This is a genomic window from Accumulibacter sp. (assembly GCF_023806565.1).
Classification (GTDB): Bacteria; Pseudomonadota; Gammaproteobacteria; order Burkholderiales; family Rhodocyclaceae; genus Accumulibacter.
In genome coordinates, this window is sequence record NZ_JAMTDV010000047.1 from 1 (window position 1) to 22,743 (window position 22,743).

The window sequence follows — 22,743 nt, forward strand, 5'->3', positions numbered from 1 at the left end:
TTCGTGAAGGTGGTCGTACCGTCGGCGCCGGCGTCGTCGCGAAAATCATCGAGTAGTTGGGCAAATTCGCGGTGGCGCACGCAGTCCACCGCCCGCTCTTTGGAATAACACATGCACAGTCAGAAAATCCGCATCCGCCTGAAAGCCTTTGACTACCGATTGATCGATCAGTCAGCACAGGAAATCGTCGAAACTGCCAAGCGTACAGGTGCCGTTGTCCGTGGCCCGGTGCCCTTGCCGACCCGTGTCGAGCGCTTCGACATCCTCCGTTCGCCGCATGTCGATAAGACCTCGCGCGATCAGTTCGAAATCCGCACCCACCTGCGCCTGATGGACATCATCGACCCGACCGATAAGACGGTCGATGCCCTGATGAAACTCGATCTGCCGGCAGGTGTTGACGTCGAAATTAAGTTGCAGTAGGTACTTGCATGCGGCTATAATCGCCGCCTTTCGTCGGGCAGTTGCCTTTCAACGCTGCCCGTTTTTGTTCGCTGCGCTCGCCGGCCAATCGTAGCCGGTCAGAGGAGAATAAACATGAGTCTAGGCCTTGTTGGGCGCAAGGTCGGCATGACGCGCATATTTACCGAAGATGGCGTGAGCGTCCCGGTAACCGTGCTCGATGTGTCGAACAATCGCGTCGCCCAAATCAAAACTCCGGAAAGCGACGGCTACTCAGTCGTGCAGGTGGCTTTCGGCAGACGCCGGCCATCGCGCGTAAACAAGCCCTTGGCCGGCCATCTGGCGAAGGCCGGGGTGGAAGCCGGTCACATCCTCAAGGAGTTTCCGGCTTCTGCCGATGAACTCGGCGCGCTGAAGCCTGGCGACCAGATTGCCGTGACCATATTCGAGGTTGGGCAGAAGGTCGATGTCACCGGTCAAACCATAGGCAAGGGCTTTTCCGGAGGCATCAAGCGACATCAGTTCAGTTCCCAGGGGGCCGCACACGGCAATTCCGTGTCCCACCAGGCTCCCGGCTCAACCGGAATGGCGCAGGACCCGGGACGTGTCTTTCCGGGCAAAAAAATGTCGGGTCATCTGGGCGCAGTCAGGCGCACGCAACAGAACCTGGAAGTCGTTCGCGTCGACGCCGAACGTCAGTTGCTGTTGCTGAAGGGGGCCGTCCCCGGTGCCAAGGGGTCGGACGTGATTGTTCGCCCTGCAGTCAAAGCGGGGGCATGAATGGAACTCAAACTGATCAATGAGCAAGGCCAGGAAGCGAGTCGACTCGAGGCCTCGGATACCCTGTTCGGGCGCGAATACAACGAAGCCCTGATCCATCAGGTGCTGGTTGCCTATCAGGCAAATGCCCGCAGTGCCAACCGGGCGCAGAAGGATCGTCACGACGTCCGGCATACGACCAAGAAGCCGTGGCGGCAGAAGGGGACTGGTCGTGCCCGCGCCGGCATGTCGTCTTCGCCAATCTGGCGCGGCGGTGGGCGGGTTTTCCCGAACTCCTCGGACGAGAACTTTACGCAAAAGCTGAACCGGAAGATGTATCGCGCGGGAATGGCGTCGATTCTTTCCCAACTCGTTCGCGAGGATCGCTTGGCGGTGGTAGACAGTCTGTCCATCGAGGCCCCGAAGACCAAGCTGTTTGCCGCCAAGATCAAGGGCATGGGCTACGAATCGGTGCTCGTCATCACCGACGATTTCGACGAGAACCTTTTCCTGGCGGCACGCAACCTGCCCAATGTGCTGGTTGTCGAAGTGCCGCAGGCCGACCCGGTGTCGCTGGTCCACTTCCGCAAGGTGCTGATGACCAAGGGTGCGCTTGCCAAGTTTGAGGAAATCCTGGGATGAATCAAGAACGTCTGATGCAGGTGCTGCTTGCGCCACAGATTTCCGAAAAGGCCACCTTGGTCGCTGACAAGCATGCGCAGGTGATTTTTCGCGTTGCTTCCGATGCCACCAAGCCCGAGGTCAAAGGTGCGGTCGAGTTGCTGTTCAAGGTCGCCGTCGAGTCCGTGCAGATCGCGAACGTCAAGGGCAAGCACAAGAAATTCGGCCGCATGATGGGGCGCCGCAAGAATTGGAAGAAGGCTTACGTGTGTCTGAAGCCTGGTCAGGAGATCAATTTCGTTGATGGAGGGGGTGTCTGATGGCTCTCGTCAAAGTCAAACCGACCTCACCGGGCCGTCGCGCCGTCATCCGCGTCGTCAATGCTGGCCTGCACAAGGGTCCGCCGGTTGCCGGACTGCTCGAATCGCAATCGAAGCGCGCGGGCCGCAACAACAATGGGCACGTGACGACTCGCCATCAGGGGGGCGGCCACAAGCAGCACTATCGACTGGTGGACTTCAAACGCACGAAGGACGGCGTGCCGGCCAAGGTCGAGCGCCTCGAGTACGATCCAAACCGCACGGCTAATATTGCGCTGCTGTGCTATGCCGACGGTGAGCGTCGCTACATCATCGCGCCGAAAGGGCTGGTTGTTGGCCAGCAGGTGAGCAGCGGCTCCGAGGCGCCGATCAAGGTGGGCAACGCGCTGCCAATTCGCAACATCCCGGTGGGCACGACGATCCATTGCGTAGAAATGGTTCCTGGCAAAGGTGCGCAACTGGCCCGATCGGCCGGGACGTCGGTGCAACTGTTGGCTCGCGAAGGAGTGCACGCTCAACTCCGCCTGCGTTCGGGAGAAATCCGGCGAGTCCATATCGAGTGCCGCGCGACGATCGGAGAAGTGGGTAACGAGGAGCATAGTCTGCGTTCGATCGGCAAGGCCGGCGGAAATCGCTGGCGCGGCATTCGCCCGACGGTACGCGGCGTGGCGATGAACCCGATCGATCACCCGCACGGTGGTGGCGAAGGCAAGACAGCGTCCGGCATGCACCCGGTCAGTCCTTGGGGCACCAAGACCAAAGGTTATCGCACTCGTCGCAACAAACGCACGACTTCGATGATCGTGCAGCGCCGTCAAAAACGCTAAGGGATAGAGAACCATGGGACGTTCCGTAAAAAAGGGCCCGTTTGCCGATGCCCATCTGGTCAAGAAAGTGGGTGTGGTGCGCGCGACGGGCGACAAGCGCCCGATCAAGACTTGGTCTCGCCGGTCGACCGTGCTGCCGGATTTTGTTGGGCTGACGATCGCTGTCCACAACGGCAAGCAGCACGTTCCGGTCTACGTTACCGAGAACATGGTTGGGCACAAGCTGGGCGAGTTTTCGCTGACCCGTACCTTCAAGGGCCATACGGCTGGCAAGAAGGCCAAGAAGTAGAGGAATGAATATGGAAACTCGTGCGGTTTTGCGCGGCGTTCGGCTGTCGAGCCAGAAGGGCCGCCTGGTGGCCGATCAGATACGCGGTCTGCCGGTTGACAAGGCGCTCAATCTTCTGACTTTCAGTCCCAAGAAGGGGGCGGCGATCATCAAGAAGGTGCTCGAGTCGGCAATTGCCAATGCCGAGCACAACGACGGTGCCGACATCGATGAGCTGAAGGTCAAGACGATCTGCGTCGAAAAGGGAATGGTGCTCAAGCGTTTTACGGCGCGTGCGAAGGGGCGAGGCAACCGGATCGTCAAACCGACCTGTCACGTCTTGCTGACCGTCGGTAACTGAGGAACGAGAATGGGACAAAAGATTCATCCTGCTGGTTTTCGCCTGTCTGTGACGCGTGACTGGGCTTCGCGCTGGTACGCCAACAGCAAGACCTTCAGTGGCATGCTCAACGAAGACGTCCGCGTGCGCGAGTACCTGCACAAGAAGCTGAAGCACGCGTCGGTCGGCCGCATTCTCATCGAACGTCCTGCCAAGAACGCTCGTGTGACCATTTTTTCGGCTCGGCCAGGAGTGGTGATCGGCAAGAAGGGCGAGGAGATCGATCACTTGCGCGTGGCGTTGCAGAAGGTTATGGGAGTGCCGGTGCACGTGAGCATCGAAGAGATCCGCAAGCCTGAGCTGGATGCGAAACTGATTGCCGACTCGATCACGCAGCAACTGGAGAAGCGCATCATGTTCCGCCGCGCCATGAAGCGAGCGATGCAGAACGCGATGCGACTCGGCGCCCAGGGGATCAAGATCATGAGTTCCGGCCGCCTGAATGGTGCCGAAATTGCTCGTCGCGAGTGGTACCGCGAAGGGCGTGTGCCGCTGCATACATTGCGCGCCGATATCGATTATGCGACCTCCGAGGCGCTCACCACTTACGGTTTGATCGGTGTCAAGGTGTGGGTGTTCAAGGGCGAGATACTCAACCGCCACGAGCAGGTAGCGCCGTCGCCGGAGCCTGGGATGGAAGAACAAAGGCGGCCCCGTCGCTCCGTTCGACCCGGGGATAGCGCGGACAGGGCGCGCGTGCGGGTGAGATCCGACGCTGCTCAGGACGAGGCCGGGCGGCCGGAGAGTGCGGCGACGGAAGCGAAGGCGCCCGTGAAACGAGTAAGAAAGGCAGGAACAACAGATGCTGCAGCCAGCTAGAAGAAAATACCGCAAGGAACAGAAGGGTCGCAATGTCGGACTGGCGTTGTGCGGGGCCAAGGTCAGTTTCGGCGAGTACGGACTCAAGGCGATCGGCCGTGGACGGCTGACTGCCCGCCAGATCGAAGCGGCGCGGCGCGCAATGACGCGTCACATCAAGCGCGGTGGCCGCATCTGGATCCGAATTTTCCCCGACAAGCCGATCTCCAAGAAGCCGGCCGAGGTTCGCATGGGAAGCGGCAAGGGGAGTCCCGAGTACTACGTAGCCGAAATCAAGCCCGGCAAGGTTCTCTACGAAATGGATGGGGTCGCTGAGGGTCTGGCGCGCGAGGCATTTGCGCTGGCTGCTGCGAAGTTGCCGATTCCGACTGTGTTTGTCACGCGTTTGGTGGGTTGATCATGAAAGTCAGTGAACTCAGAGCAAAGGCCGTCGACGAGTTGAACAAGGAATTACTGGACCTGCTGAAAGCGCAGTTTGGCCTGCGCATGCAGATCGCTACCCAACAGTTGTCGAACAACAGCCAGATTGGCAAGGTGCGTCGCCAAATCGCCCGCGTGCGCACCCTACTTCGTGAAAAGGCAGGGCAACGATGAGCGAGACCAACAGCAGCACACGCACGCTGATCGGACGTGTGGTGAGTGATCGAATGGAGAAAACCGTCACGGTGATGGTCGAGCGCCGCGTTCGGCACCCGATGTACGACAAGATCATCGTGCGTTCGAACAAGTATCACGCTCACAACGCCAACAACGAAGCAAAGATCGGTGACGTAGTGGAGATCCAGGAATCTCGTCCGATCTCGAAGACCAAGACTTGGGTGGTCAGCCGCCTTCTTGAACGAGCAATCACCATTTAGCGCTTGCTTGTACCCCCAGAGTCGCTATAATTATTGCTTTTTCCTGCGCTCGACAGTTAAACGGTATCGGGCGTTCCTCCCCTAGCGGGTTCCAAGACTGACCGCAACTGCGGGCCAAGTTGGAGTGACAGATGATTCAGGTACAGACTACTCTCGACGTCGCTGACAATACCGGCGCGCGTTCGGTGATGTGCATCAAGGTGCTGGGCGGCTCGAAGCGCCGCTATGCGGGCGTCGGCGACATCATCAAGGTAAGCATCAAGGATGCTGCCCCGCGTGGTCGCGTGAAGAAGGGCGATGTCTATAGTGCGGTGGTGGTGCGGACGGCCAAGGGCGTCCGTCGCACCGATGGATCGCTCGTTCGTTTCGACCACAACGCGGCGGTACTTCTCAATAACAAGCTGGAGCCGATCGGTACTCGCATTTTTGGGCCGGTAACGCGCGAGTTGCGTGGCGACCGTTTCATGAAGATCGTGTCCCTGGCACCCGAAGTACTGTAAGGAAGGTCATGGAAAAGATTCGAAAAGGCGACGATGTGGTGGTGATCGCCGGGAAAGACAAGGGGAAGCGGGGAACAGTGCTGCGGCGTGCGGACGCCGAGCATGTCGTCGTCGAGGGCGTCAATCGTGTCAAGAAACATGTCAAGCCCAATCCTGTCAAGGGGGTGACCGGCGGAATCATCGAGAAGGAAATGCCGCTGCACGTTTCGAATGTTTCGCTCTACAACCCGGCGACCAAGAAAGCGGATCGCGTCGGTTTCCGGATCCTTGGCGACGGCACGAAGGTGCGTTTTTTCAAGTCCAACGGCGAAGTGTTGGGGGCCTAAGGAGCAGTCATGGCGCGTTTGCTGGAGTACTACAAAACCACAGTGGTTCCCGAGTTGACCCGGAGATTCGGGTACAAATCGAGAATGGAAGTTCCTCGTATCACCAAGATCACGCTGAACATGGGTGTGGGCGAGGCGGTGGCCGACAAGAAGGTCCTTGAGAACGCGATGGGTGATTTGGTCAAGATCGCCGGACAGAAGCCGGTGATCACCAAGGCGCGGAAGTCGATTGCCGGCTTCAAGATTCGCACTGGCTATCCGATCGGCTGCATGGTCACGCTGCGCGGTCCACGCATGTTCGAGTTCATCGATCGACTGGTGACCGTCGCCCTGCCCCGCGTACGCGACTTCCGCGGAATTTCCGGCAAGGGCTTTGACGGCCGCGGGAATTACAACATGGGACTGAAAGAACAGATCATTTTCCCCGAGATCGAATACGACCGGATCGACGCCTTGCGGGGCATGAACATCAGTGTCACAACTACTGCCAAGACCGATGAAGAGGCGCGTGCCTTGCTTGGCGCGTTTAAATTTCCCTTCAGGAACTGAGACGAAATGGCGAAACTCGCTGTGATCAACCGCGGTGAAAAGCGGCGCAAGATTGTGGAAAAGTATGCCAAGAAACGTGCCGAGCTGATGGCCGTCGTGGCGGACCAGGGCCGCTCGATCGAGGAGCGCTTCGATGCTCGCCTGAAAATTCAGGCGTTGCCGCGCAACGCGAGCCCTGTCAGGCTGCGCAATCGTTGTGCCTTGACCGGTCGGCCACGGGGAGTTTTCCGCAAGTTCGGGCTGGGCCGAGGCAAGCTGCGCGAGTTCGTGATGCAGGGCGAGGTGCCGGGAATGATCAAGGCTAGCTGGTAGGCAGGAGAGAATGAAATGAGTATGAGTGATCCGATCAGCGACATGCTGACCCGCATCCGAAATGCCCAGATGGCAAGCAAGGGATCTGTTGCCATGCCGTCGTCAAAGGTAAAGATTGCCATCGCCCAGGTCTTGAAGGAGGAAGGGTACGTGGAGGATTTTGCCGTCAATCCGAATGACGGCAAGCCGATTCTGGAGATCGGCCTCAAGTATTACGCAGGCCGCCCGGTAATCGAGCGCATCGATCGGGTGTCGCGACCCGGCCTGCGCATCTATCGAGGCGCCGGTGACATTCCGCAGGTCATGAACGGACTTGGGGTGGCGATCGTATCCACGCCGAAGGGTGTCATGACCGATCGCAAGGCGCGCGCCAGCCATGTCGGCGGCGAAGTGCTGTGCTTCGTCGCATAAGGGGTTGCCATGTCGCGCGTTGGAAAAAAACCAATCGTTGTTCCGCCGGGCGTCTCGGTGGATGTGTCGGCCGACAGGATTTCGGTCAAAGGCCCGCTGGGTGCGCTCGATTTCGTCGCACACCCGGCGGTAAGTATCCAGCGCGAGGGCGATACCCTGTTGTGTGCGCCGAACGAAGGCGTAGCCAACGGCGACGCTCTCTCGGGAACCATGCGCGCAGTCGTGGCCAACATGGTGACGGGGGTGAGTGTCGGCTTCGAGCGCAAGCTCAGCCTCGTCGGCGTCGGTTACCGTGCGCAGGCGCAGGGTGACACCCTGAGCCTTTCCCTGGGATTTTCGCATCCGGTTGCCTACAAGCTGCCGAGCGGCATCAGCGTGACTACGCCGACGCAGACCGAGATCGTGATCAAGGGAGTGGACAGGCAGCTCGTTGGCCAGGTTGCGGCCGAGGTTCGTGCATATCGCAAGCCGGAGCCCTACAAGGGCAAGGGTGTGCGCTACGTGGACGAAGTGGTCGCGATCAAGGAAACGAAGAAGAAAAAGTAAGGGTGCTTAAATGATCGACAAGAAAGAGGCGCGTTTGCGCAGGGCCCGCCAGACCCGGGCCAAGATTGCCGAACTGAAGGCGGTGCGGCTGTCGGTGCACCGCAGCAACTGCCACATCTACGCGCAGGTGATTTCCCCCTGTGGCTCGAAGGTGCTGGCGGCTGCTTCGTCGCTTGAGCCCGATGTGCGCAAGATGTTGCCGAACGGTGGCGACATCAGTGCGGCGAAAACGATTGGCGTATTGATCGCCGAACGTGCCAAGCAGGCTGGAATCGAACAGGTTGCGTTTGATCGCGCGGGTTTTCGGTATCACGGGCGGATCAAGGCGCTGGCGGACGCGGCGCGTGAAGCCGGTCTCAAGTTCTGATCGCAGCGTAAGGGATTGGAGTAAGCAATGGCTAAACCGCAAGGCAGGAAACCTCAACAGGCTGAAAAGCCGGATGATGGCATGCGCGAGAAGATGATCTCGATCAACCGAGTCACCAAGGTTGTGAAAGGTGGTCGGATTCTCGGTTTCGCGGCACTTACCGTGGTCGGTGACGGCGATGGACGTGTCGGAATGGGCAAGGGCAAGTCCCGCGAAGTCCCGGTGGCGGTCCAGAAGGCCATGGAAGAAGCTCGCCGCAATCTGATCAAGGTGAGTCTCAAGAACGGCACCCTGCAGCACACCGTCGTTGGCCATCACGGAGCCTCGAGAGTCATGATGCAGCCGGCTCCGGAAGGTACCGGCATCATCGCTGGGGGGGCAATGCGGGCGGTATTCGACGTGGTCGGGATGAGCAATGTCGTTGCCAAGGCGCACGGTTCGACCAACCCATACAACATTGTCCGCGCGACGATCAATGGTCTGCGGGCGATGACCACTCCTGCGGAAGTTGCCGCCAAGCGCGGCAAGTCGATTGCCGAGATCCTGGGGTAAGACATGGCCGAGAAAAAAGTGAAAGTGACGCTGGTCAGGAGCCTGATCGGTACCAAGGAGTCGCATCGCGCCACTGTTCGCGGTCTCGGACTGCGCCGGCTGCACAGCAGTTCGATCCTGGAGGACACGCCGGCGGTTCGCGGGATGATCAACAAGGTGTCATACCTTTTGAAATGTGAGAGCTGAGATGGAACTGAATTCGATTGGGCCCGCCAACGGTGCCCGGACCGAGCGCAAGCGCGTCGGTCGCGGCATCGGCTCCGGGTTCGGCAAGACCTGCGGCCGTGGCCACAAAGGCCAAAAATCGCGTGCCGGCGGATTCCACAAGGTCGGTTTCGAGGGTGGCCAGATGCCACTGCAGCGTCGCCTGCCGAAGCGTGGGTTCAAGTCGATGACCAACGATCGCAATGTGGAAGTTCGCCTTTCGGCCATTGACCGTTTGCCGGTTGACGAGATCGACTTGGCGACGCTGATGCAGGCCAACCTCGTCGCACAGAATGCGCTGTCGGCGAAGGTGGTGCTTTCGGGCGAGATCAGCCGAAAGGTCACCTTGAAGGGTGTGGGGGCGACGACGCGCGCGCGCGCGGCAATCGAAGCCGCAGGCGGCAGCATTGTTGAGTAATGGGCAGGCAGGAGTAATTTTTCTTGGTAACTAGTGCCAGCACGGTCAGCAAGGGTGGCAAGTTCGGCGATCTGAAGCGCCGGCTCTGGTTTCTGCTCGGTGCCTTGGTCGTGTATCGGATTGGCGCGCACATTCCTGTCCCCGGTATCGACGCGCAGACCCTGAGCGAGCTTTTCAACAAGCAGCAGGGCGGCATTCTCGGCATGTTCAACATGTTCTCCGGAGGGGCATTGTCGCGCTTCACGATCTTTGCTCTGGGGATCATGCCATACATTTCGGCGTCGATCATCATGCAGCTGATGACGCATGCCAGCCCGCAGCTCGAGGCATTGAAAAAGGAGGGCGAGGCCGGTCGGCGCAAGATAACGCAGTACACGCGTTACGGAACGGTCTTTCTGGCACTGTTTCAGGGTATCGGCATTGCGGTCGCTGTGGAGTCGCAGCCCGGACTGGTGGTTGACCCGGGGATGCTGTTCCGATTGGTGACGGTGGTCACCCTGGTGACTGGAACCATGTTCCTGATGTGGCTTGGCGAGCAGGTGACCGAGCGTGGGCTTGGCAATGGCATTTCGATCATCATTTTTGCCGGCATCGCGGCGGGACTGCCAAATGCAATAGGTGGCCTGCTCGAACTGGTTCGTACCGGAGCGATGCATCCCCTGACGGCGATCCTGATCAGCGTCCTGGTCGTGCTGGTGACCGCCTTCGTCGTTTTTGTCGAGCGTGGGCAGCGGAAGATCCTGGTCAACTACGCGAAGCGCCAGGTCGGCAACAAGATTTACGGCGGGCAGAGTTCGCATCTGCCGCTGAAGCTCAATATGGCGGGGGTGATCCCACCGATCTTTGCCTCGTCGATCATCCTTTTTCCGGCGACCATTGCCGGTTGGTTCGGTTCGAACGAGTCGATGCGCTGGCTCAAGGACATCGCCGGGGCGATCTCTCCGGGGCAGCCGATTTACGTCATGCTGTACGCCACGGCGATCATTTTTTTCTGTTTCTTTTACACTGCTCTGGTATTCAACTCAAGAGAGACGGCTGACAATCTGAAGCGCAGCGGAGCTTTCGTACCCGGCATCCGGCCGGGCGATCAGACCGCGCGTTACATCGACAGGATATTGATGCGACTCACTTTGGTTGGCGCTGGCTATATCACCATCGTCTGCCTGTTGCCGGAGTTCCTGATTCTGAAGTGGAACGTTCCGTTTTATTTCGGTGGGACTTCGCTGTTGATCATCGTGGTGGTGACAATGGATTTCATGACTCAGGTCCAGGCCTACGCGATGTCACATCAGTACGAGAGCCTCTTGAAGAAGGCAAACTTCAAGGGTTCCGGTTTGCCGGCGAAATAGAGGATGGCAAAGGAAGACTTGATCGAAATGCAGGGGGAGGTTATCGAGAACCTGCCCAATGCCACTTTCAGGGTGAAACTCGAGAACGGACATGTCGTGCTGGGTTTCATTTCGGGGAAGATGCGGATGCACTACATTCGCATCCTGCCGGGGGACAAGGTGACGGTGCAACTCACTCCTTACGATCTGAGTCGCGCGCGTATCGTCTTCCGCGCCAAGTGAAGAGTCTCTATGCAACAACTCGACAAGTGGCTGGCTGCGCCTCTTGCCGAGCAATCAGGAGTGAATCATGAAAGTGCTGGCATCTGTGAAACGCGTCTGCCGCAAATGCAAGATCATTCGGCGGCACGGCATCGTGCGTGTGATCTGTACGGATCGACGCCACAAACAGCGGCAGGGTTGATCGCTGCGAGTCACTACGGTGATTCGCCAGTCGGTTGAAGATACAACGAAATTTCGATTATTTGGGGTGAATCGATGGCCCGCATCGCAGGCGTAAACCTCCCGAACCACCAGCATGCCGAAATCGCGCTGACGGCGATCTATGGTATTGGACGTCCACGCGCACAGAAGATTTGTGATGCCGCTGGGGTTCCACGTTCAACAAAAATGAAGGATCTCACCGAGGCGGAGCTGGAGCGCTTGCGCGATGAGATCGGCAGGTTCAGCGTCGAGGGCGATCTGCGTCGTGAAGTCACGATGAGCATCAAGCGCTTGATGGACTTGGGCTGCTATCGCGGCCTTCGCCATCGCAAGGGTCTGCCGTCCCGTGGCCAGCGAACGCGTACCAACGCGCGCACCCGCAAGGGACCGCGGAAACCGATCGCCGGCAAGAAATGATTAGGAACTAGGACCCGACTATGGCCAAGACCGCTGCAAAGGTTGTTCGCAAGAAAGTCAAGATCAGAAAGAATGTGGCCGAGGGTGTTGCTCACATCCACGCGTCGTTCAACAACACGATCATCACGATCACCGATCGCCAGGGAAATGCGCTTTCCTGGGCTACTTCGGGCGGTGCCGGCTTCAAGGGCTCACGCAAGAGCACGCCATTTGCCGCCCAGGTCGCAGCCGAGGCCGCCGGTCGCGTGGCAGTCGAATGTGGGGTGAAAAATCTGGAGGTGCGCATCAAGGGGCCGGGTCCCGGGCGTGAATCGTCGGTGCGCGCGCTGAATGCGTTGGGAATGAAAATCACCGCGATTACCGATGTGACGCCGATCCCGCACAACGGCTGTCGGCCGCCGAAGAAGCGTCGGATTTAAGGAGAAGGAAAAAGTGGCTCGTAATCTCGATCCGAAGTGCCGCCAGTGCCGCCGTGAGGGTGAAAAGCTGTTCCTCAAGGGGGAAAAATGCTTCACCGACAAGTGTGCGATCGAGCGTCGCTCGTACGCACCCGGTCAGCACGGACAGAAATCGGGGCAGCGCCTGTCCGACTACGGCGTCCATCTGCGCGAGAAGCAGAAAATCCGGCGCATCTATGGGGTTCTCGAAGGGCAGTTCCGCAAGGTGTACAAGGAAGCGGACCGGCGCAAGGGTGTCACCGGCGAAGTTCTGTTGCAACTGCTGGAGTCTCGTCTCGACAGCGTCTGCTATCGCATGGGGTTTGCCGGTTCGCGTGCCGAGTCGCGTCAGGTCGTCAGACACAATGGCGTGTTGGTGAACGGCCGCCGTGTCAACATTCCTTCGTATCAGGTGCGTCCGGGTGACGTGGTCGAGGTCTGCGAGAAAGCAAAGGCGCATCTCCGGGTCAAGGCCGCGCTCGCCGCTGCCGAAGCGCGTGGTTTTCCCGAATGGGTCGAGGTGGATGCCAAGGCCGCCAAGGGTACCTACAAGGCACATCCGGAGCGTAGCGAATTGCCGCCGACGATCAACGAGAGTCTCGTCATCGAGCTTTACTCGAAATAGTAGCAGCGAGGCTTGACGGAATCAGGCAAAGGGACAGCACATGCAAAGCAGTGGACTATTCAAACCGCGCATCATCGATGTGCAGAGCTTGTCGCCGGTACATGCACGGGTGGTGATGGAGCCGTTCGAGCGCGGCTACGGGCACACTCTGGGAAATGCACTGCGTCGAATTCTGCTTTCGTCGATGCCAGGTTACGCGCCAACCGAGGTGAGCATCGATGGGGTGCTGCACGAGTACTCGACGATTGACGGTGTTCAGGAGGATGTGGTCGATATCCTTCTCAATCTCAAGGGTGTTGTTTTCAAGCTGCACAACCGGGAAGAAGTGCTCCTGCAGCTTCGCAAGGAAGGCAAGGGTGTCGTTCGCGCGGCCGACATCGAGGTCTCGCACGATGTCGAAATCATCAATCCCGAGCACGTGATCGCGCACCTGTCGGCTGGCGGCAAGTTGGCCATGGAGATGAAGGTCGAGAGGTCGCGTGGCTACGTCGCCGGTAACCTCCGCGATATGGGCGACAGCAGCAAGAACATTGGCAAACTGGTTCTGGACGCCTCGTTCAGCCCGGTTCGCCGGGTCAGCTACGCCGTCGAGGCTGCTCGGGTAGAGCAGCGTACCGATTTGGACAAGCTGATCATGGACATCGAGACGAACGGCGCCATCGAGCCGGAGGAAGCAATTCGCACCGCCGCGCGCATCCTGATGGAACAGCTATCGGTATTCGCCGACCTGGCGGGAACGGCGTTGCCCGTGGAGTATCAGAAGGCAGTTCAGGTCGATCCGCTATTGCTGCGCCCGGTCGATGACCTCGAACTGACTGTGCGCTCTGCCAACTGCCTGAAGGCGGAAAACATCTATTACATTGGTGATCTGATCCAGCGCACCGAGAACGAACTGCTCAAGACGCCCAATCTCGGGCGGAAATCGCTCAATGAAATCAAGGAAGTACTGGCAGCACGCGGGCTCACCTTGGGCATGAAGCTGGAGAACTGGCCGCCGGCCGGGCTGGAAAAATAGACCGCTGGCCAAGAACAGGAAGGAATTGATATGCGTCACCGTTTGGGTCTTCGCAAACTGAATCGTACCAGCGCCCATCGTCTGGCGATGTTGCGCAACATCACCGTATCCTTGCTGCGCGAGGAAGCCATCAAGACGACGCTGCCGAAGGCCAAGGAGCTTCGCCGGGTGGTGGAACCGATCATTACGCTCGGCAAGAAGCCCAGCCTCGCCAACCGGCGGCTGGCGTTCGACCGGCTGCGCGATCGCGACATGGTAGTCAAGGTGTTCGACGAACTCGGGCCGCGGTATGCGGCGCGCAATGGCGGCTATCTGCGGATCCTGAAGTGTGGCTTCCGGGACGGCGACAATGCGCCGATGGCGTTCGTCGAGTTGCTGGACAGGCCCGGAGTCGACGCCGAGGCAGTCGCCAAGTAGCGCACGCAAACTCTGGCCGGACCGGTGAAAAGGCCAGGCTCTGCCTGGCTTTTTTTCGCCCTGACCGGGCGTATGGTGAGCTACGAACGGGCGCAAGCGGCCGTCGCCTCCTCCTGTTGCTGCAGAGCCCACATCTGGGCGTAAACGCCACCGCTATCGAGCAATTGCTGGTGCATTCCGCGTTCGATGATACGTCCGCCGTCCATGACCAGTATCTGATCGGCATTCATGACGGTCGACAGACGGTGGGCGATGACCAGCGTCGTGCGGCCGCGGGCGGCGCTGTCAAGACTGGCCTGAATGGCCTTCTCGGTTTTCGAGTCGAGTGCCGAGGTGGCTTCGTCAAAGATCAACACCGGCGGATTCTTGAGCAATGCCCGCGCAATGGCTACCCGTTGTTTCTCTCCCCCCGAGAGCTTCAGCCCCCGTTCGCCGACGCGCGTCTCGTAGCCCTCGGGTAGCAGTTCGATGAACGCCGAGAGCTGCGCCGCCGCGGCCGCAGCGACCACCTCGCTGCGAGTGGCCTGCGGCCGACCGTACTGGATGTTGGAGTAGATGGTGTCGTTGAACAATACGGTATCCTGCGGCACGATGCCAATCGCTGCACGCAGACTGGCCTGGGTGATCCGGCGCAGATCGTTGCCGTTGATCCGGATTTGTCCGCCACTGACGTCGTAGAAGCGGTAGAGCAGGCGCGCCAGCGTGGATTTTCCCGAGCCGGACTCGCCGACGACGGCAACCGTTCGTCCAGCCGGTATGGCGAAGTCCACCGCGTGCAGAATCTGCCGGTTCGGCTCGTACGAAAAATCGACTGCGCCGAAACAAATTTGCACCGGGCCGGCGGGCAGCGCGATGGCGTCGGCCGCATCGGCGACTTCCCGGTGCACCGCCAGCAGACCGAACATTCTCTCGATGTCGGTCAGGCACTGTCGAATCTCACGGTAGACGACGCCGAGGAAGTTGAGCGGCATGTAGAGCTGAATCAGGAAAGCGTTGACCAATACCAGGTCGCCGATGGTCATGCTGCCGTTCACGACACCGCTGGCTGCCCGCCACATCATCGCCGTGACTCCTAGGGCGATGATCAGTTGCTGACCCAGGTTGAGCCACGAAAGTGATACCTGGCTGCGCGTGGCAGCGTCTTCCCATTGCTGCATCTGCTGGTCGTAGCGCTGCGCCTCGTATTCCTCGTTGTTGAAGTACTTGACGGTCTCGTAGTTGAGCAGACTGTCGACGGCGCGGGTGTTGGCGGCGGAGTCGGTTTCGTTGACCTTGCGCCGGATGGCGATCCGCCAGTTGCTGACCTTCACCGTGAATGCCACGTAGGCGATCAACGAAACAAGCGTAATGGCGACGAAAGCGGCTTCGTAGCGAACCAGCAGTATGCCGAGAACGAGGCTGATCTCGACCAGCGTCGGCAGGATGGAGTAAAGCGTATAGCTGATCAGGCTGGAAATCGATCGGCTGCCGCGTTCGATGTCGCGCGAAACGCCGCCGGTCTGCCGTTCGAGATGGAAGCGCAGAGACAGTTCGTGCAGGTGTCGAAACACCTCGAGCGAAATGCGGCGCACGGCGCGTTGGCTTACCCGTGCGAAAAGGATTTCGCGCATTTCCGTGAACAGCGAAGTCGAAAAGCGCAGCGTCCCGTAGAGCACGAGCAACAAGGCGGGCAAGACGAGCGCCTGCTGGCCGCGGCTGAGGTCGTCGATCATTTCCTTGAACACCAGCGGTACCGCCACGTTGGCCATCTTGGCGCCGAACAGGCAGGACAAGGCGAGAAGCACACGCCACTTGTACTGCCAGAGGTAGGGGAGCAGCTTCTTCAGGGTCTGCCACAGATGGCTGTCGGATGCCGGCGGGCGATCGACAGAATGCAGGGGAAACGGGGTACGGCGCATGGGGCGGGCTGGTCGATCGGATTGCTGACGCGCGGAGTATGCGCTGTTGTCGCCCGTCGTCTCAAGCCCAAAGTCGAGAGCGAAGACCCGAGCCAAACGACATCCACGAAAGAATGCCACGAAAAATGCCTTGCGTTCTCCCGTGCCAGGCCCTACAATCAAAACGAACGTTTGATCCAATCTCCCGACAGAAGTCACGATGAACCGCGCTGCGCTTTTCCTGGACCTCTGATCCCATGCCGGACTCGAAAGCAAGCAACGACACCCGCGAACGCATCCTCGACGTCGCCGAGCGGCTGTTCATGCAGCACGGCTATGAAGCAACGTCGATGCGCAGCATCACCGGTGCGGCGGAGGTCAACCTCGCGGCGGTGAATTACCATTTCGGGTCGAAAGAGGCGCTCTTGCGCGAGGTATTCCGGCGTCGCCTGGCGTGGCTCAATCAGCAACGTCTGCAGGCGCTCGACCGCCTCGAGGAAGCGGCTGGCGGAGCACCACTCAAGCCGTCGCAGATTCTCGAAGCATTCTTCGGCACCCTGCTGCGGATGGGCGAGGAGCCGTCGCTCGGCGGCATGACCTTTCTCCGCCTGCTCGGCAGGACTCTGACCGAGCCGGCCGAGTTCATCCGCACATTCTTCGCCGGCGAGTATGCTGAAGTAATCGATCGCTACAAGCTGGCGCTGTTTCGCGCGTTGCCGGATGTCCCGCAAGCCGAGATCGTCTGGCGTCTGCATTTCATGCTGGGCGCAATGTCCTACGCGATCGCCGGTACCGATGTCCTGCAGGTGGTCACCGGCTGCGAAGTCGGTGATCTGGCGGGCGAAGCGGCGGCCGAGGAACTCGGTGATACGGCCCTGGCCAGACGCCTGGCGCAGCGACTGATGCCGTTCCTGCTCGGCGGCCTGCGTGCCCCCCTGCCGCGCTTTGAGGAATCTCCAATAACAAGAGCCGCTTCCGCAGGCGGTCTGCCAACCGAAGTCTAGAACCAGACACCAACGATAGGAGAAGCAGCAATGATTGCAACGATCGTTTCGACGGTCATCGGGATAAGCCTGGTGAGTGTCGCCGTGCTGTTCAGCGTCCGCCCGTTGCGGCGGGCACTGGTAAGCCGGCCAATTTTTACCACCTACAAGCGGATCCTGCCACAGATGTCGGAAACCGAGCGAGTGGCGCTGGAGGCCGGCACGGTATGGTGGGACGGCGAGTTGTTCCAGGGCAATCCGGACTGGAGCAAGCTGCTGGCCTATCCGGTTCCGAAGCTCACTCGCGAAGAGCAGTCGTTCATGGACAACGAGGTCGAGCAGGCCTGCGCGCTGGTCGATGACTGGCAGGTGACCAGCGAACTCCACGATCTTTCGCCGCAGGCCTGGCAGTTCATCAAGGACAAGGGCTTCCTCGGCATGATCATTCCGAGGAAGTACGGTGGCCTCGAATTTTCCGCCTACGCGCATTCGCAGATCGTTACCAAGCTATCTACCCGTTGCTCGGCGCTGTCGGTATCGGTGATGGTGCCGAACTCGCTCGGTCCGGCCGAGCTGCTGCTGCACTACGGTACGGAAGCGCAGAAGAACCACTACCTGCCACGCCTGGCGAAGGGGCTTGAGATTCCCGCCTTCGCGTTGACCAGCCCATGGGCCGGTTCGGACGCCGGCGCCATCCCGGACGCCGGTATCGTCTGCAAGGGCATGTGGCAGGGCAAGGAAGTACTCGGCATGCGCGTCACCTGGGACAAGCGCTACATCACGCTCGGTCCGGTGTGCACCATTCTCGGCCTCGCTTTCCACCTGTATGACCCGGATCGCCTGCTCGGCGGCAGAAAATACATCGGGATCACCTGTGCCCTGGTGCCGCGCGATACCCCCGGGGCGGAAATCGGTCGCCGCCACTTTCCCTTGAACGCCATGTTCATGAACGGCCCGACGCGCGGCAAGGACGTCTTCATGCCGCTCGACTACGTGATCGGCGGCCCGGCGATGGTCGGTCAGGGGTGGCGGATGCTGATGGAGTGTCTGGCGGCCGGTCGTTCGATCTCGCTGCCGTCGTCGAATGCCGGCATGGCGCAACTGACCGCACGCACTGTCGGTGCCTACGCACGCGTTCGCAGCCAGTTCAAGATGGCGATCGGGCGTTTCGAGGGAGTGGAGGAGCCGCTCACCCGCATCGGCGCCTACACCTACATGATGAACGCCGTGCGCACGATGACCGCTGCTGCCATAGACTTTGGCGAAAGGCCGTCCGTGGTCTCGGCGATCGCCAAGTACCATGTCACCGAGCGTGCTCGCCAGGTCGTCAATGACGGCATGGACATCGTGGGCGGCAAGGGCATCTGTCTCGGTCCGTCCAATTTCCTCGGTCGTGCCTATCAGCAACTGCCAATCGGCATCACGGTCGAGGGCGCCAACATTCTGACGCGCAGCATGATACTGTTCGGCCAGGGTGCGATCCGCTGTCATCCATATGTGCTGAAGGAGATGAAATCGGCCTTCAACCCGGATGCCGAGCAGGGGCTGCGCGACTTCGACAAGGCCTTCTTCGGCCATCTGCTGTTCACCATCCGGCATGCTTTCGGTGCGCTCGGCAAGGGCCTGACCGGCTCGCACTTTGTCGCCGTGCCAGCCGACGTCGCGCCCGAAACCAGGCGCTATTACCAACAACTGACGCGCTTCTCGTCGGCTTTCGCCTTTCTTGCCGACGTCTCGATGCTGGTGCTCGGGGGCGAGCTGAAGCGTCGCGAGAAGCTCTCTGCGCGGCTCGGAGACATTCTCTCGATGCTCTACCTGTGCTCGGCAACGCTCAAGCGCTACGAGTCGGAAGGACGGCAGCAGGCCGACGCCCCACTCATGCACTGGGCCATCTGGGACGCGATGTACAAGGCGCAAATGGCGTTCGACGGGGTGATTGCCAACTTCCCGATACGCTGGATCGCACGCATGCTGTATCGCCTCGTCTTTCCGCTGGGGCATCCCTACGACGTGCCTTCGGACCGTATCGGCCACCGGGCGGCGAAGCTGCTGATCGAACCGTCGGCTTCCCGCGACCGGTTGACCGGGGAAGCGTACTTGCCTCGGACCGAGAGCGAAGCAGTCGGCGCTCTCGAACTGGCTCTCGCCGCAACCATTGAAGCCGAGCCGATCGAAGCCAAGATCCGCGCAGCCGAAAAGAGCGGCGCGCTCACCGACAATCCCGCGGCCAACGTCCGGGATATCGCGCACGCCGCCTTTGCCGCCGGCATCGTGACGGCGACCGAGTATGCGGTGCTCAAACGGCGCAACGAACTGCGCGACATTGTCATTCGCGTCGACGATTTTCCACACGACCTCGGGCTTGCCCGAGAGCAGCCCGTGCGTCACAAGGCGGCTGCGTAACGCTTCCGCAGGACGGCGTTCCGATGGCGGTGGGCAGCGGGTCTTCGCTGCCTGCTGCTGCGTGAGGAGCCACAATCAACCAAGGAGAGCAGGTGAATTTCCAGCCGGTGTACGTCGTGGATGGCGCGAGAACGCCTTTCCTGAAGGGGCGCAACGCGCCCGGGTTGTTCGCGGCGAGTGACCTCGCGGTTCAGGCCGGACGCTCGCTGCTGATTCGCCAGCCTTTCGCGGCCAGCGAACTCGACGAGGTGATTCTCGGCTGTGCCAGTCCGTCTCCGGACGAGGTGAACATTGCGCGCGTTGTCTCCCTGCGTCTTGGCTGCGGCCAGCGGGTGCCGGCGTGGACGGTGATGCGCAACTGCGCCAGCGGCATGCAGGCGATCGACTCAGCGATCGCCAACATTCAGAATGGACGCTCGCAACTGGTGCTGGCCGGGGGTGTAGACGCGCTGTCGCGTGCGCCTTTGCTGTACAACGAAGCGATGGTGCGCTGGTTCGCCCAAATGATGCAGGCGAGAACGCTGCGTCAGAAGATCGGGATGTTCGCCCGCCTGCGTCCGGCGCAGGCGCTGTCGCCGGTGATCGGGATCCTCAAAGGACTGACCGATCCGATGACCGGCCTCCTGATGGGACAGACTGCCGAAAACCTGGCGTGGCGTTTTGGTATCTCGCGGCAGCAGATGGACGAGTACAGCGTTCACAGCCACCAGCGCGCGCTGGCGGCCCGTGCCGGAAGGTTCGACGAGATCGTTCCGCTGGTCGATGCGCAGGGCAGGGTTTACGCGGAAGACGATGGCGTTCGTGCCGATTCGAACCTGGCCGATCTGGCCAGGCTGAAACCGTTCTTTGACCGCAAGTATGGCCGCGTCACCCCCGGCAACAGCTCTCAGATCACCGACGGAGCCGCGTGGCTGCTGCTGGCGTCGGAGCGGGCCGTCGAGCGGTGGCGGCTGGAGCCGCTCGGTCTGATCACCGACAGCCAGTGGGCGGGACTCGATCCTGCCGAGATGGGCCTCGGTCCGGTACATGCCGCGACACCGATCCTGCAGCGTCATCAGCTCGCTCTGCAGGACATCGACCTCTGGGAAATCAACGAAGCCTTTGCCGCGCAGGTGCTCGCCTGCCTGGCGGCATGGGAGTCGGGCGAGTACTGCCGCGAACGTCTCGACCTCCCGGCTGCCCTCGGCGAAGTCTCGCCGGATCGGCTCAATGTCGATGGTGGCGCCATTGCTCTCGGTCACCCGGTGGGCGCGTCCGGCGCCCGCATCGTGCTGCATCTGCTGCGAGCACTGCGCGCCAGCGGGGCAAGGCGCGGCATTGCCGCAATCTGCATCGGCGGTGGTCAGGGAGGGGCGATGCTGGTGGAAACGATCGAGCGCGAACGAAAAGGAGCAGCCAAGCCATGAACAGCTATCAACACTGGCAAATCGAGACCGACGGCGAAGGTCTCGCCTGGGCGACGCTCGACAAGGCTGGGGAGTCGACAAACTCCCTTTCCAGCGCGGTGATGGACGAACTCGCACGAGTTCTCGACGATTTCGATCGCAGCCCCCCCAAGGCTCTGATCTTTCGTTCGGGGAAATCCGCCGGCTTCATCGCGGGCGCGGACATTCAGGAGTTCACCCAGCTTGACACGCCGGAAAAGGGTATCGCACTGGTGGCACGCGGCTGGCAGTTGTTCAATCGGCTGGCGGCGGTTGCCTATCCGACCCTGGCTCTGGTACGCGGTCACTGCCTCGGCGGCGGCCTCGAACTGGCGTTGGCCTGTCGCTATCTGCTGGCGGTCGACGAGCCGACCACCCGGATGGGTCTGCCCGAAGTTCTGCTCGGGATCGTCCCGGGCTGGGGCGGCATGTTGCGCCTGCCGGAACGGATCGGCCCGCAGGCGGCGCTGGACCTGATGCTGACCGGCAAGACGATCGATGCGAAGAAGGCCCGACGGTTGGGCCTCGCTGACGACTGCGTGCCGCCACGCGTGATGGACAGAGCGGCCGCTCTGCTGGTCTGCTCCGGGCAACCGCGGCGCCGCCTCCCGCTCGTGCAGCGCCTGCTCAACGGACCCTTGCGCGGCGTCGTGGCGAGTGGCGCGACGAAGCAGGTGGCGCGGCGCGCGCGCCGCGAGCACTACCCGGCACCTTACGCGATCATCGAAATCTGGGCCAGGCACCGTGGCAACGCGCTGGTTGCGCCGGCGCTGATCGACGGCATCGTGCGTTCGCCAACTGCGCGCAATCTGGTGAGGGTGTTCTTCCTGCAGGAACGCCTCAAGAGCTTCGGCAAGCTGAGCGGATTCCGCGCCGAGCGCGTCCATGTCGTCGGCGCGGGCGTGATGGGTGGCGACATCGCCGCCTGGTGCGCGCTGCGCGGACTTACGGTCACCCTGCAGGACCGTGACATGGAGCGTATCGCGTCGGCGCTGCAACGTGCCTATGCGGCGTGGGGTCAGCGCATACGCGATGCGCGCGAACTGCGCAGCGTCATGGACCGGCTGATCCCCGATCCCGAAGGTCACGGCGCCCGCCTGGCAGACGTCGTGATCGAGGCGATTTTCGAGGATATCGATGCCAAGCACGCGCTGCTGCGCCAACTCGAGGCCGTCATCAGGCCGGACGCCGTTCTGGCCAGCAACACCTCGAGCCTGCGCATCGAGGACTTGCGCAGCGCCCTGGCTAGGCCGGAACGCCTGATCGGGATTCACTTTTTCAACCCGGTGGCGAAGATGCCGCTGGTCGAAGTGGTTGCCGCCGAAGGAGGCGACCCCGAGATGCTGCAACGCGCTACGGCTTTCGTCAAACAGATCGACCGCCTGCCGCTGCCGGTCAGGAGTGCCCCCGGTTTCCTCGTCAATGCGGTTCTCGCTCCCTACATGCTGGAAGCGATGCGGGCCGTCGACGAAGGTCTTTCGCCAGAGACGGTGGACGAAGCAATGCTGGCCTTCGGCATGCCGATGGGTCCGATCGAACTGATCGACATGGTCGGACTCGACGTCGCGATGGCTGCCGGCAAGAGCCTCGCGGGCCCCGCCGGCGAACCACCACGTTGTCTACAGGCACACTTCGACGCCGGTCGTCTGGGCAGGAAGGCCGGCCGCGGCTTCTACGACTATGCCGCTGGCCGGCCGGTCAAAGGGTCGGCTGGGCCGGTGCCCGCCGGTCTGGCGGCTCGCCTGGTGAAGCCCTTGCTCGATCGCACGCAGCAACTGGTGGGCGACGGGATCGTTGCCGACGCCGATCTGGCCGACGCCGGGGTGATTTTTGGCACCGGCTTCGCTCCATTCACCGGGGGACCATTGCACTACGCCGCTGGGCAGCGGGCCTGACGGGAAAATTAGCTGTTGCC

34 protein-coding genes are annotated in these 22,743 nt (G+C 61.0%); 33 read left to right on the plus strand and 1 reads right to left on the minus strand.

The features are described from left to right. The first annotated feature begins 111 nt into the window (after positions 1-111). The 29 genes from rpsJ (at position 112) to rplQ (ending at position 14,141) form a co-directional block, all read left to right on the plus strand. The gene (gene rpsJ / locus NFV80_RS05250) at positions 112-423 is read left to right on the plus strand and encodes a 30S ribosomal protein S10 (protein ID WP_295327008.1); all 312 of its coding nucleotides are present in this window, start codon (positions 112-114) and stop codon (positions 421-423) included. A gap of 114 nt (positions 424-537) precedes the next feature. Further along, entirely contained in the window at positions 538-1,182 is a 645-nt protein-coding gene (gene rplC / locus NFV80_RS05255; protein WP_295327011.1) for a 50S ribosomal protein L3, read from the plus strand. Next, positions 1,183-1,803 carry a 50S ribosomal protein L4 gene (gene rplD / locus NFV80_RS05260; protein ID WP_295327014.1) on the plus strand — a complete coding sequence of 207 codons (621 nt, stop codon included), beginning with the start codon at positions 1,183-1,185 and terminating at the stop codon, positions 1,801-1,803. It abuts the gene before it with no gap. After that, entirely contained in the window at positions 1,800-2,102 is a 303-nt protein-coding gene (gene rplW, locus NFV80_RS05265; RefSeq protein ID WP_295327016.1) for a 50S ribosomal protein L23, read from the plus strand. Before rplD ends, rplW begins: the two co-directional genes overlap by 4 nt. Then, positions 2,102-2,929: a 50S ribosomal protein L2 gene (rplB, locus tag NFV80_RS05270; protein ID WP_295327018.1), complete on the plus strand. Its 828-nt coding sequence runs from the start codon at positions 2,102-2,104 to the stop codon at positions 2,927-2,929. Before rplW ends, rplB begins: the two co-directional genes overlap by 1 nt. A gap of 13 nt (positions 2,930-2,942) precedes the next feature. Beyond that, positions 2,943-3,218: a 30S ribosomal protein S19 gene (gene rpsS / locus NFV80_RS05275; protein WP_295327020.1), complete on the plus strand. Its 276-nt coding sequence runs from the start codon at positions 2,943-2,945 to the stop codon at positions 3,216-3,218. Positions 3,219-3,228: 10 nt separating this feature from the next. After that, entirely contained in the window at positions 3,229-3,558 is a 330-nt protein-coding gene (gene rplV, locus NFV80_RS05280; protein WP_295327132.1) for a 50S ribosomal protein L22, read from the plus strand. A 9-nt stretch (positions 3,559-3,567) separates the two neighbouring features. Continuing rightward, positions 3,568-4,416 carry a 30S ribosomal protein S3 gene (gene rpsC / locus NFV80_RS05285; protein WP_295327023.1) on the plus strand — a complete coding sequence of 283 codons (849 nt, stop codon included), beginning with the start codon at positions 3,568-3,570 and terminating at the stop codon, positions 4,414-4,416. After that, positions 4,400-4,813, plus strand: a complete 414-nt coding sequence (gene rplP / locus NFV80_RS05290; protein ID WP_295327025.1) for a 50S ribosomal protein L16 — start codon at positions 4,400-4,402, stop codon at positions 4,811-4,813. The genes rpsC and rplP overlap by 17 nt, the downstream gene beginning before the upstream one ends. A gap of 2 nt (positions 4,814-4,815) precedes the next feature. Further along, on the plus strand, positions 4,816-5,010 hold the full coding sequence (gene rpmC, locus NFV80_RS05295; protein ID WP_295327028.1) for a 50S ribosomal protein L29: 195 nt from the start codon (positions 4,816-4,818) through the stop codon (positions 5,008-5,010). Then, a complete protein-coding gene (rpsQ, locus tag NFV80_RS05300) occupies positions 5,007-5,273 on the plus strand; it encodes a 30S ribosomal protein S17 (RefSeq protein ID WP_295327031.1) in 267 nt (88 codons plus the stop codon). Before rpmC ends, rpsQ begins: the two co-directional genes overlap by 4 nt. A 131-nt stretch (positions 5,274-5,404) precedes the next feature. Further along, positions 5,405-5,773 carry a 50S ribosomal protein L14 gene (rplN, locus tag NFV80_RS05305; protein WP_295327050.1) on the plus strand — a complete coding sequence of 123 codons (369 nt, stop codon included), beginning with the start codon at positions 5,405-5,407 and terminating at the stop codon, positions 5,771-5,773. A gap of 8 nt (positions 5,774-5,781) precedes the next feature. Then, the gene (rplX, locus tag NFV80_RS05310) at positions 5,782-6,099 is read left to right on the plus strand and encodes a 50S ribosomal protein L24 (protein ID WP_295327052.1); all 318 of its coding nucleotides are present in this window, start codon (positions 5,782-5,784) and stop codon (positions 6,097-6,099) included. Positions 6,100-6,108: 9 nt separating this feature from the next. Further along, complete coding sequence (gene rplE, locus NFV80_RS05315; RefSeq protein WP_295327055.1) at positions 6,109-6,648, plus strand: 50S ribosomal protein L5; 540 nt, start codon at positions 6,109-6,111, stop codon at positions 6,646-6,648. A gap of 6 nt (positions 6,649-6,654) precedes the next feature. After that, entirely contained in the window at positions 6,655-6,960 is a 306-nt protein-coding gene (rpsN, locus tag NFV80_RS05320) for a 30S ribosomal protein S14 (RefSeq protein WP_295327057.1), read from the plus strand. 15 nt (positions 6,961-6,975) lie between these two features. Continuing rightward, positions 6,976-7,371 (plus strand): 30S ribosomal protein S8, encoded by a 396-nt coding sequence (gene rpsH, locus NFV80_RS05325; protein ID WP_295327060.1) that lies wholly within the window; start codon positions 6,976-6,978, stop codon positions 7,369-7,371. A gap of 9 nt (positions 7,372-7,380) precedes the next feature. Next, a complete protein-coding gene (rplF, locus tag NFV80_RS05330) occupies positions 7,381-7,917 on the plus strand; it encodes a 50S ribosomal protein L6 (protein WP_295327063.1) in 537 nt (178 codons plus the stop codon). Between the two features lie 13 nt (positions 7,918-7,930). Beyond that, positions 7,931-8,284, plus strand: a complete 354-nt coding sequence (rplR, locus tag NFV80_RS05335; protein WP_295327134.1) for a 50S ribosomal protein L18 — start codon at positions 7,931-7,933, stop codon at positions 8,282-8,284. Positions 8,285-8,311: 27 nt separating this feature from the next. Beyond that, positions 8,312-8,836, plus strand: coding sequence for a 30S ribosomal protein S5 (rpsE, locus tag NFV80_RS05340; protein WP_295327065.1), 525 nt, complete (start codon positions 8,312-8,314; stop codon positions 8,834-8,836). Positions 8,837-8,839: 3 nt separating this feature from the next. After that, the gene (gene rpmD, locus NFV80_RS05345; RefSeq protein ID WP_295327068.1) at positions 8,840-9,022 is read left to right on the plus strand and encodes a 50S ribosomal protein L30; all 183 of its coding nucleotides are present in this window, start codon (positions 8,840-8,842) and stop codon (positions 9,020-9,022) included. 1 nt (position 9,023) lies between these two features. After that, the gene (rplO, locus tag NFV80_RS05350; RefSeq protein WP_295327070.1) at positions 9,024-9,458 is read left to right on the plus strand and encodes a 50S ribosomal protein L15; all 435 of its coding nucleotides are present in this window, start codon (positions 9,024-9,026) and stop codon (positions 9,456-9,458) included. A gap of 23 nt (positions 9,459-9,481) precedes the next feature. Next, positions 9,482-10,807 (plus strand): preprotein translocase subunit SecY, encoded by a 1,326-nt coding sequence (secY, locus tag NFV80_RS05355; protein WP_295327073.1) that lies wholly within the window; start codon positions 9,482-9,484, stop codon positions 10,805-10,807. 3 nt (positions 10,808-10,810) lie between these two features. Further along, entirely contained in the window at positions 10,811-11,029 is a 219-nt protein-coding gene (gene infA, locus NFV80_RS05360) for a translation initiation factor IF-1 (protein WP_015767904.1), read from the plus strand. Between the two features lie 67 nt (positions 11,030-11,096). Further along, positions 11,097-11,210: a 50S ribosomal protein L36 gene (rpmJ, locus tag NFV80_RS05365; RefSeq protein WP_295327078.1), complete on the plus strand. Its 114-nt coding sequence runs from the start codon at positions 11,097-11,099 to the stop codon at positions 11,208-11,210. A gap of 74 nt (positions 11,211-11,284) precedes the next feature. Beyond that, complete coding sequence (rpsM, locus tag NFV80_RS05370) at positions 11,285-11,647, plus strand: 30S ribosomal protein S13 (RefSeq protein ID WP_295327081.1); 363 nt, start codon at positions 11,285-11,287, stop codon at positions 11,645-11,647. Between the two features lie 20 nt (positions 11,648-11,667). Further along, positions 11,668-12,066 (plus strand): 30S ribosomal protein S11, encoded by a 399-nt coding sequence (gene rpsK, locus NFV80_RS05375; protein ID WP_295327084.1) that lies wholly within the window; start codon positions 11,668-11,670, stop codon positions 12,064-12,066. 13 nt (positions 12,067-12,079) lie between these two features. Next, on the plus strand, positions 12,080-12,709 hold the full coding sequence (rpsD, locus tag NFV80_RS05380; RefSeq protein WP_295327086.1) for a 30S ribosomal protein S4: 630 nt from the start codon (positions 12,080-12,082) through the stop codon (positions 12,707-12,709). A 40-nt stretch (positions 12,710-12,749) separates the two neighbouring features. Next, positions 12,750-13,724: a DNA-directed RNA polymerase subunit alpha gene (gene rpoA / locus NFV80_RS05385; protein ID WP_295327089.1), complete on the plus strand. Its 975-nt coding sequence runs from the start codon at positions 12,750-12,752 to the stop codon at positions 13,722-13,724. Positions 13,725-13,754: 30 nt separating this feature from the next. After that, entirely contained in the window at positions 13,755-14,141 is a 387-nt protein-coding gene (gene rplQ, locus NFV80_RS05390) for a 50S ribosomal protein L17 (protein WP_295327092.1), read from the plus strand. Between the two features lie 80 nt (positions 14,142-14,221). Here rplQ and NFV80_RS05395 read toward each other — a convergent pair whose 3' ends face one another. Further along, on the minus strand, positions 14,222-16,039 hold the full coding sequence (locus NFV80_RS05395) for an ABC transporter ATP-binding protein/permease (protein ID WP_295327095.1): 1,818 nt from the start codon (positions 16,037-16,039) through the stop codon (positions 14,222-14,224). A gap of 236 nt (positions 16,040-16,275) precedes the next feature. Here NFV80_RS05395 and NFV80_RS05400 point away from each other — a divergent pair, with 236 nt between their 5' ends. The 4 genes from NFV80_RS05400 to NFV80_RS05415 all read left to right on the plus strand — a co-directional run bounded on the left by NFV80_RS05400 (position 16,276) and on the right by NFV80_RS05415 (position 22,723). After that, positions 16,276-17,022, plus strand: coding sequence for a TetR/AcrR family transcriptional regulator (locus NFV80_RS05400; protein WP_295327098.1), 747 nt, complete (start codon positions 16,276-16,278; stop codon positions 17,020-17,022). Positions 17,023-17,052: 30 nt separating this feature from the next. Then, positions 17,053-19,404, plus strand: a complete 2,352-nt coding sequence (locus tag NFV80_RS05405; RefSeq protein WP_295327101.1) for an acyl-CoA dehydrogenase — start codon at positions 17,053-17,055, stop codon at positions 19,402-19,404. Positions 19,405-19,496: 92 nt separating this feature from the next. Then, positions 19,497-20,810 (plus strand): acetyl-CoA C-acetyltransferase, encoded by a 1,314-nt coding sequence (locus NFV80_RS05410; protein ID WP_295327104.1) that lies wholly within the window; start codon positions 19,497-19,499, stop codon positions 20,808-20,810. Continuing rightward, positions 20,807-22,723: a 3-hydroxyacyl-CoA dehydrogenase NAD-binding domain-containing protein gene (locus NFV80_RS05415; RefSeq protein ID WP_295327107.1), complete on the plus strand. Its 1,917-nt coding sequence runs from the start codon at positions 20,807-20,809 to the stop codon at positions 22,721-22,723. Before NFV80_RS05410 ends, NFV80_RS05415 begins: the two co-directional genes overlap by 4 nt. The last annotated feature ends 20 nt before the right edge of the window (positions 22,724-22,743 follow it).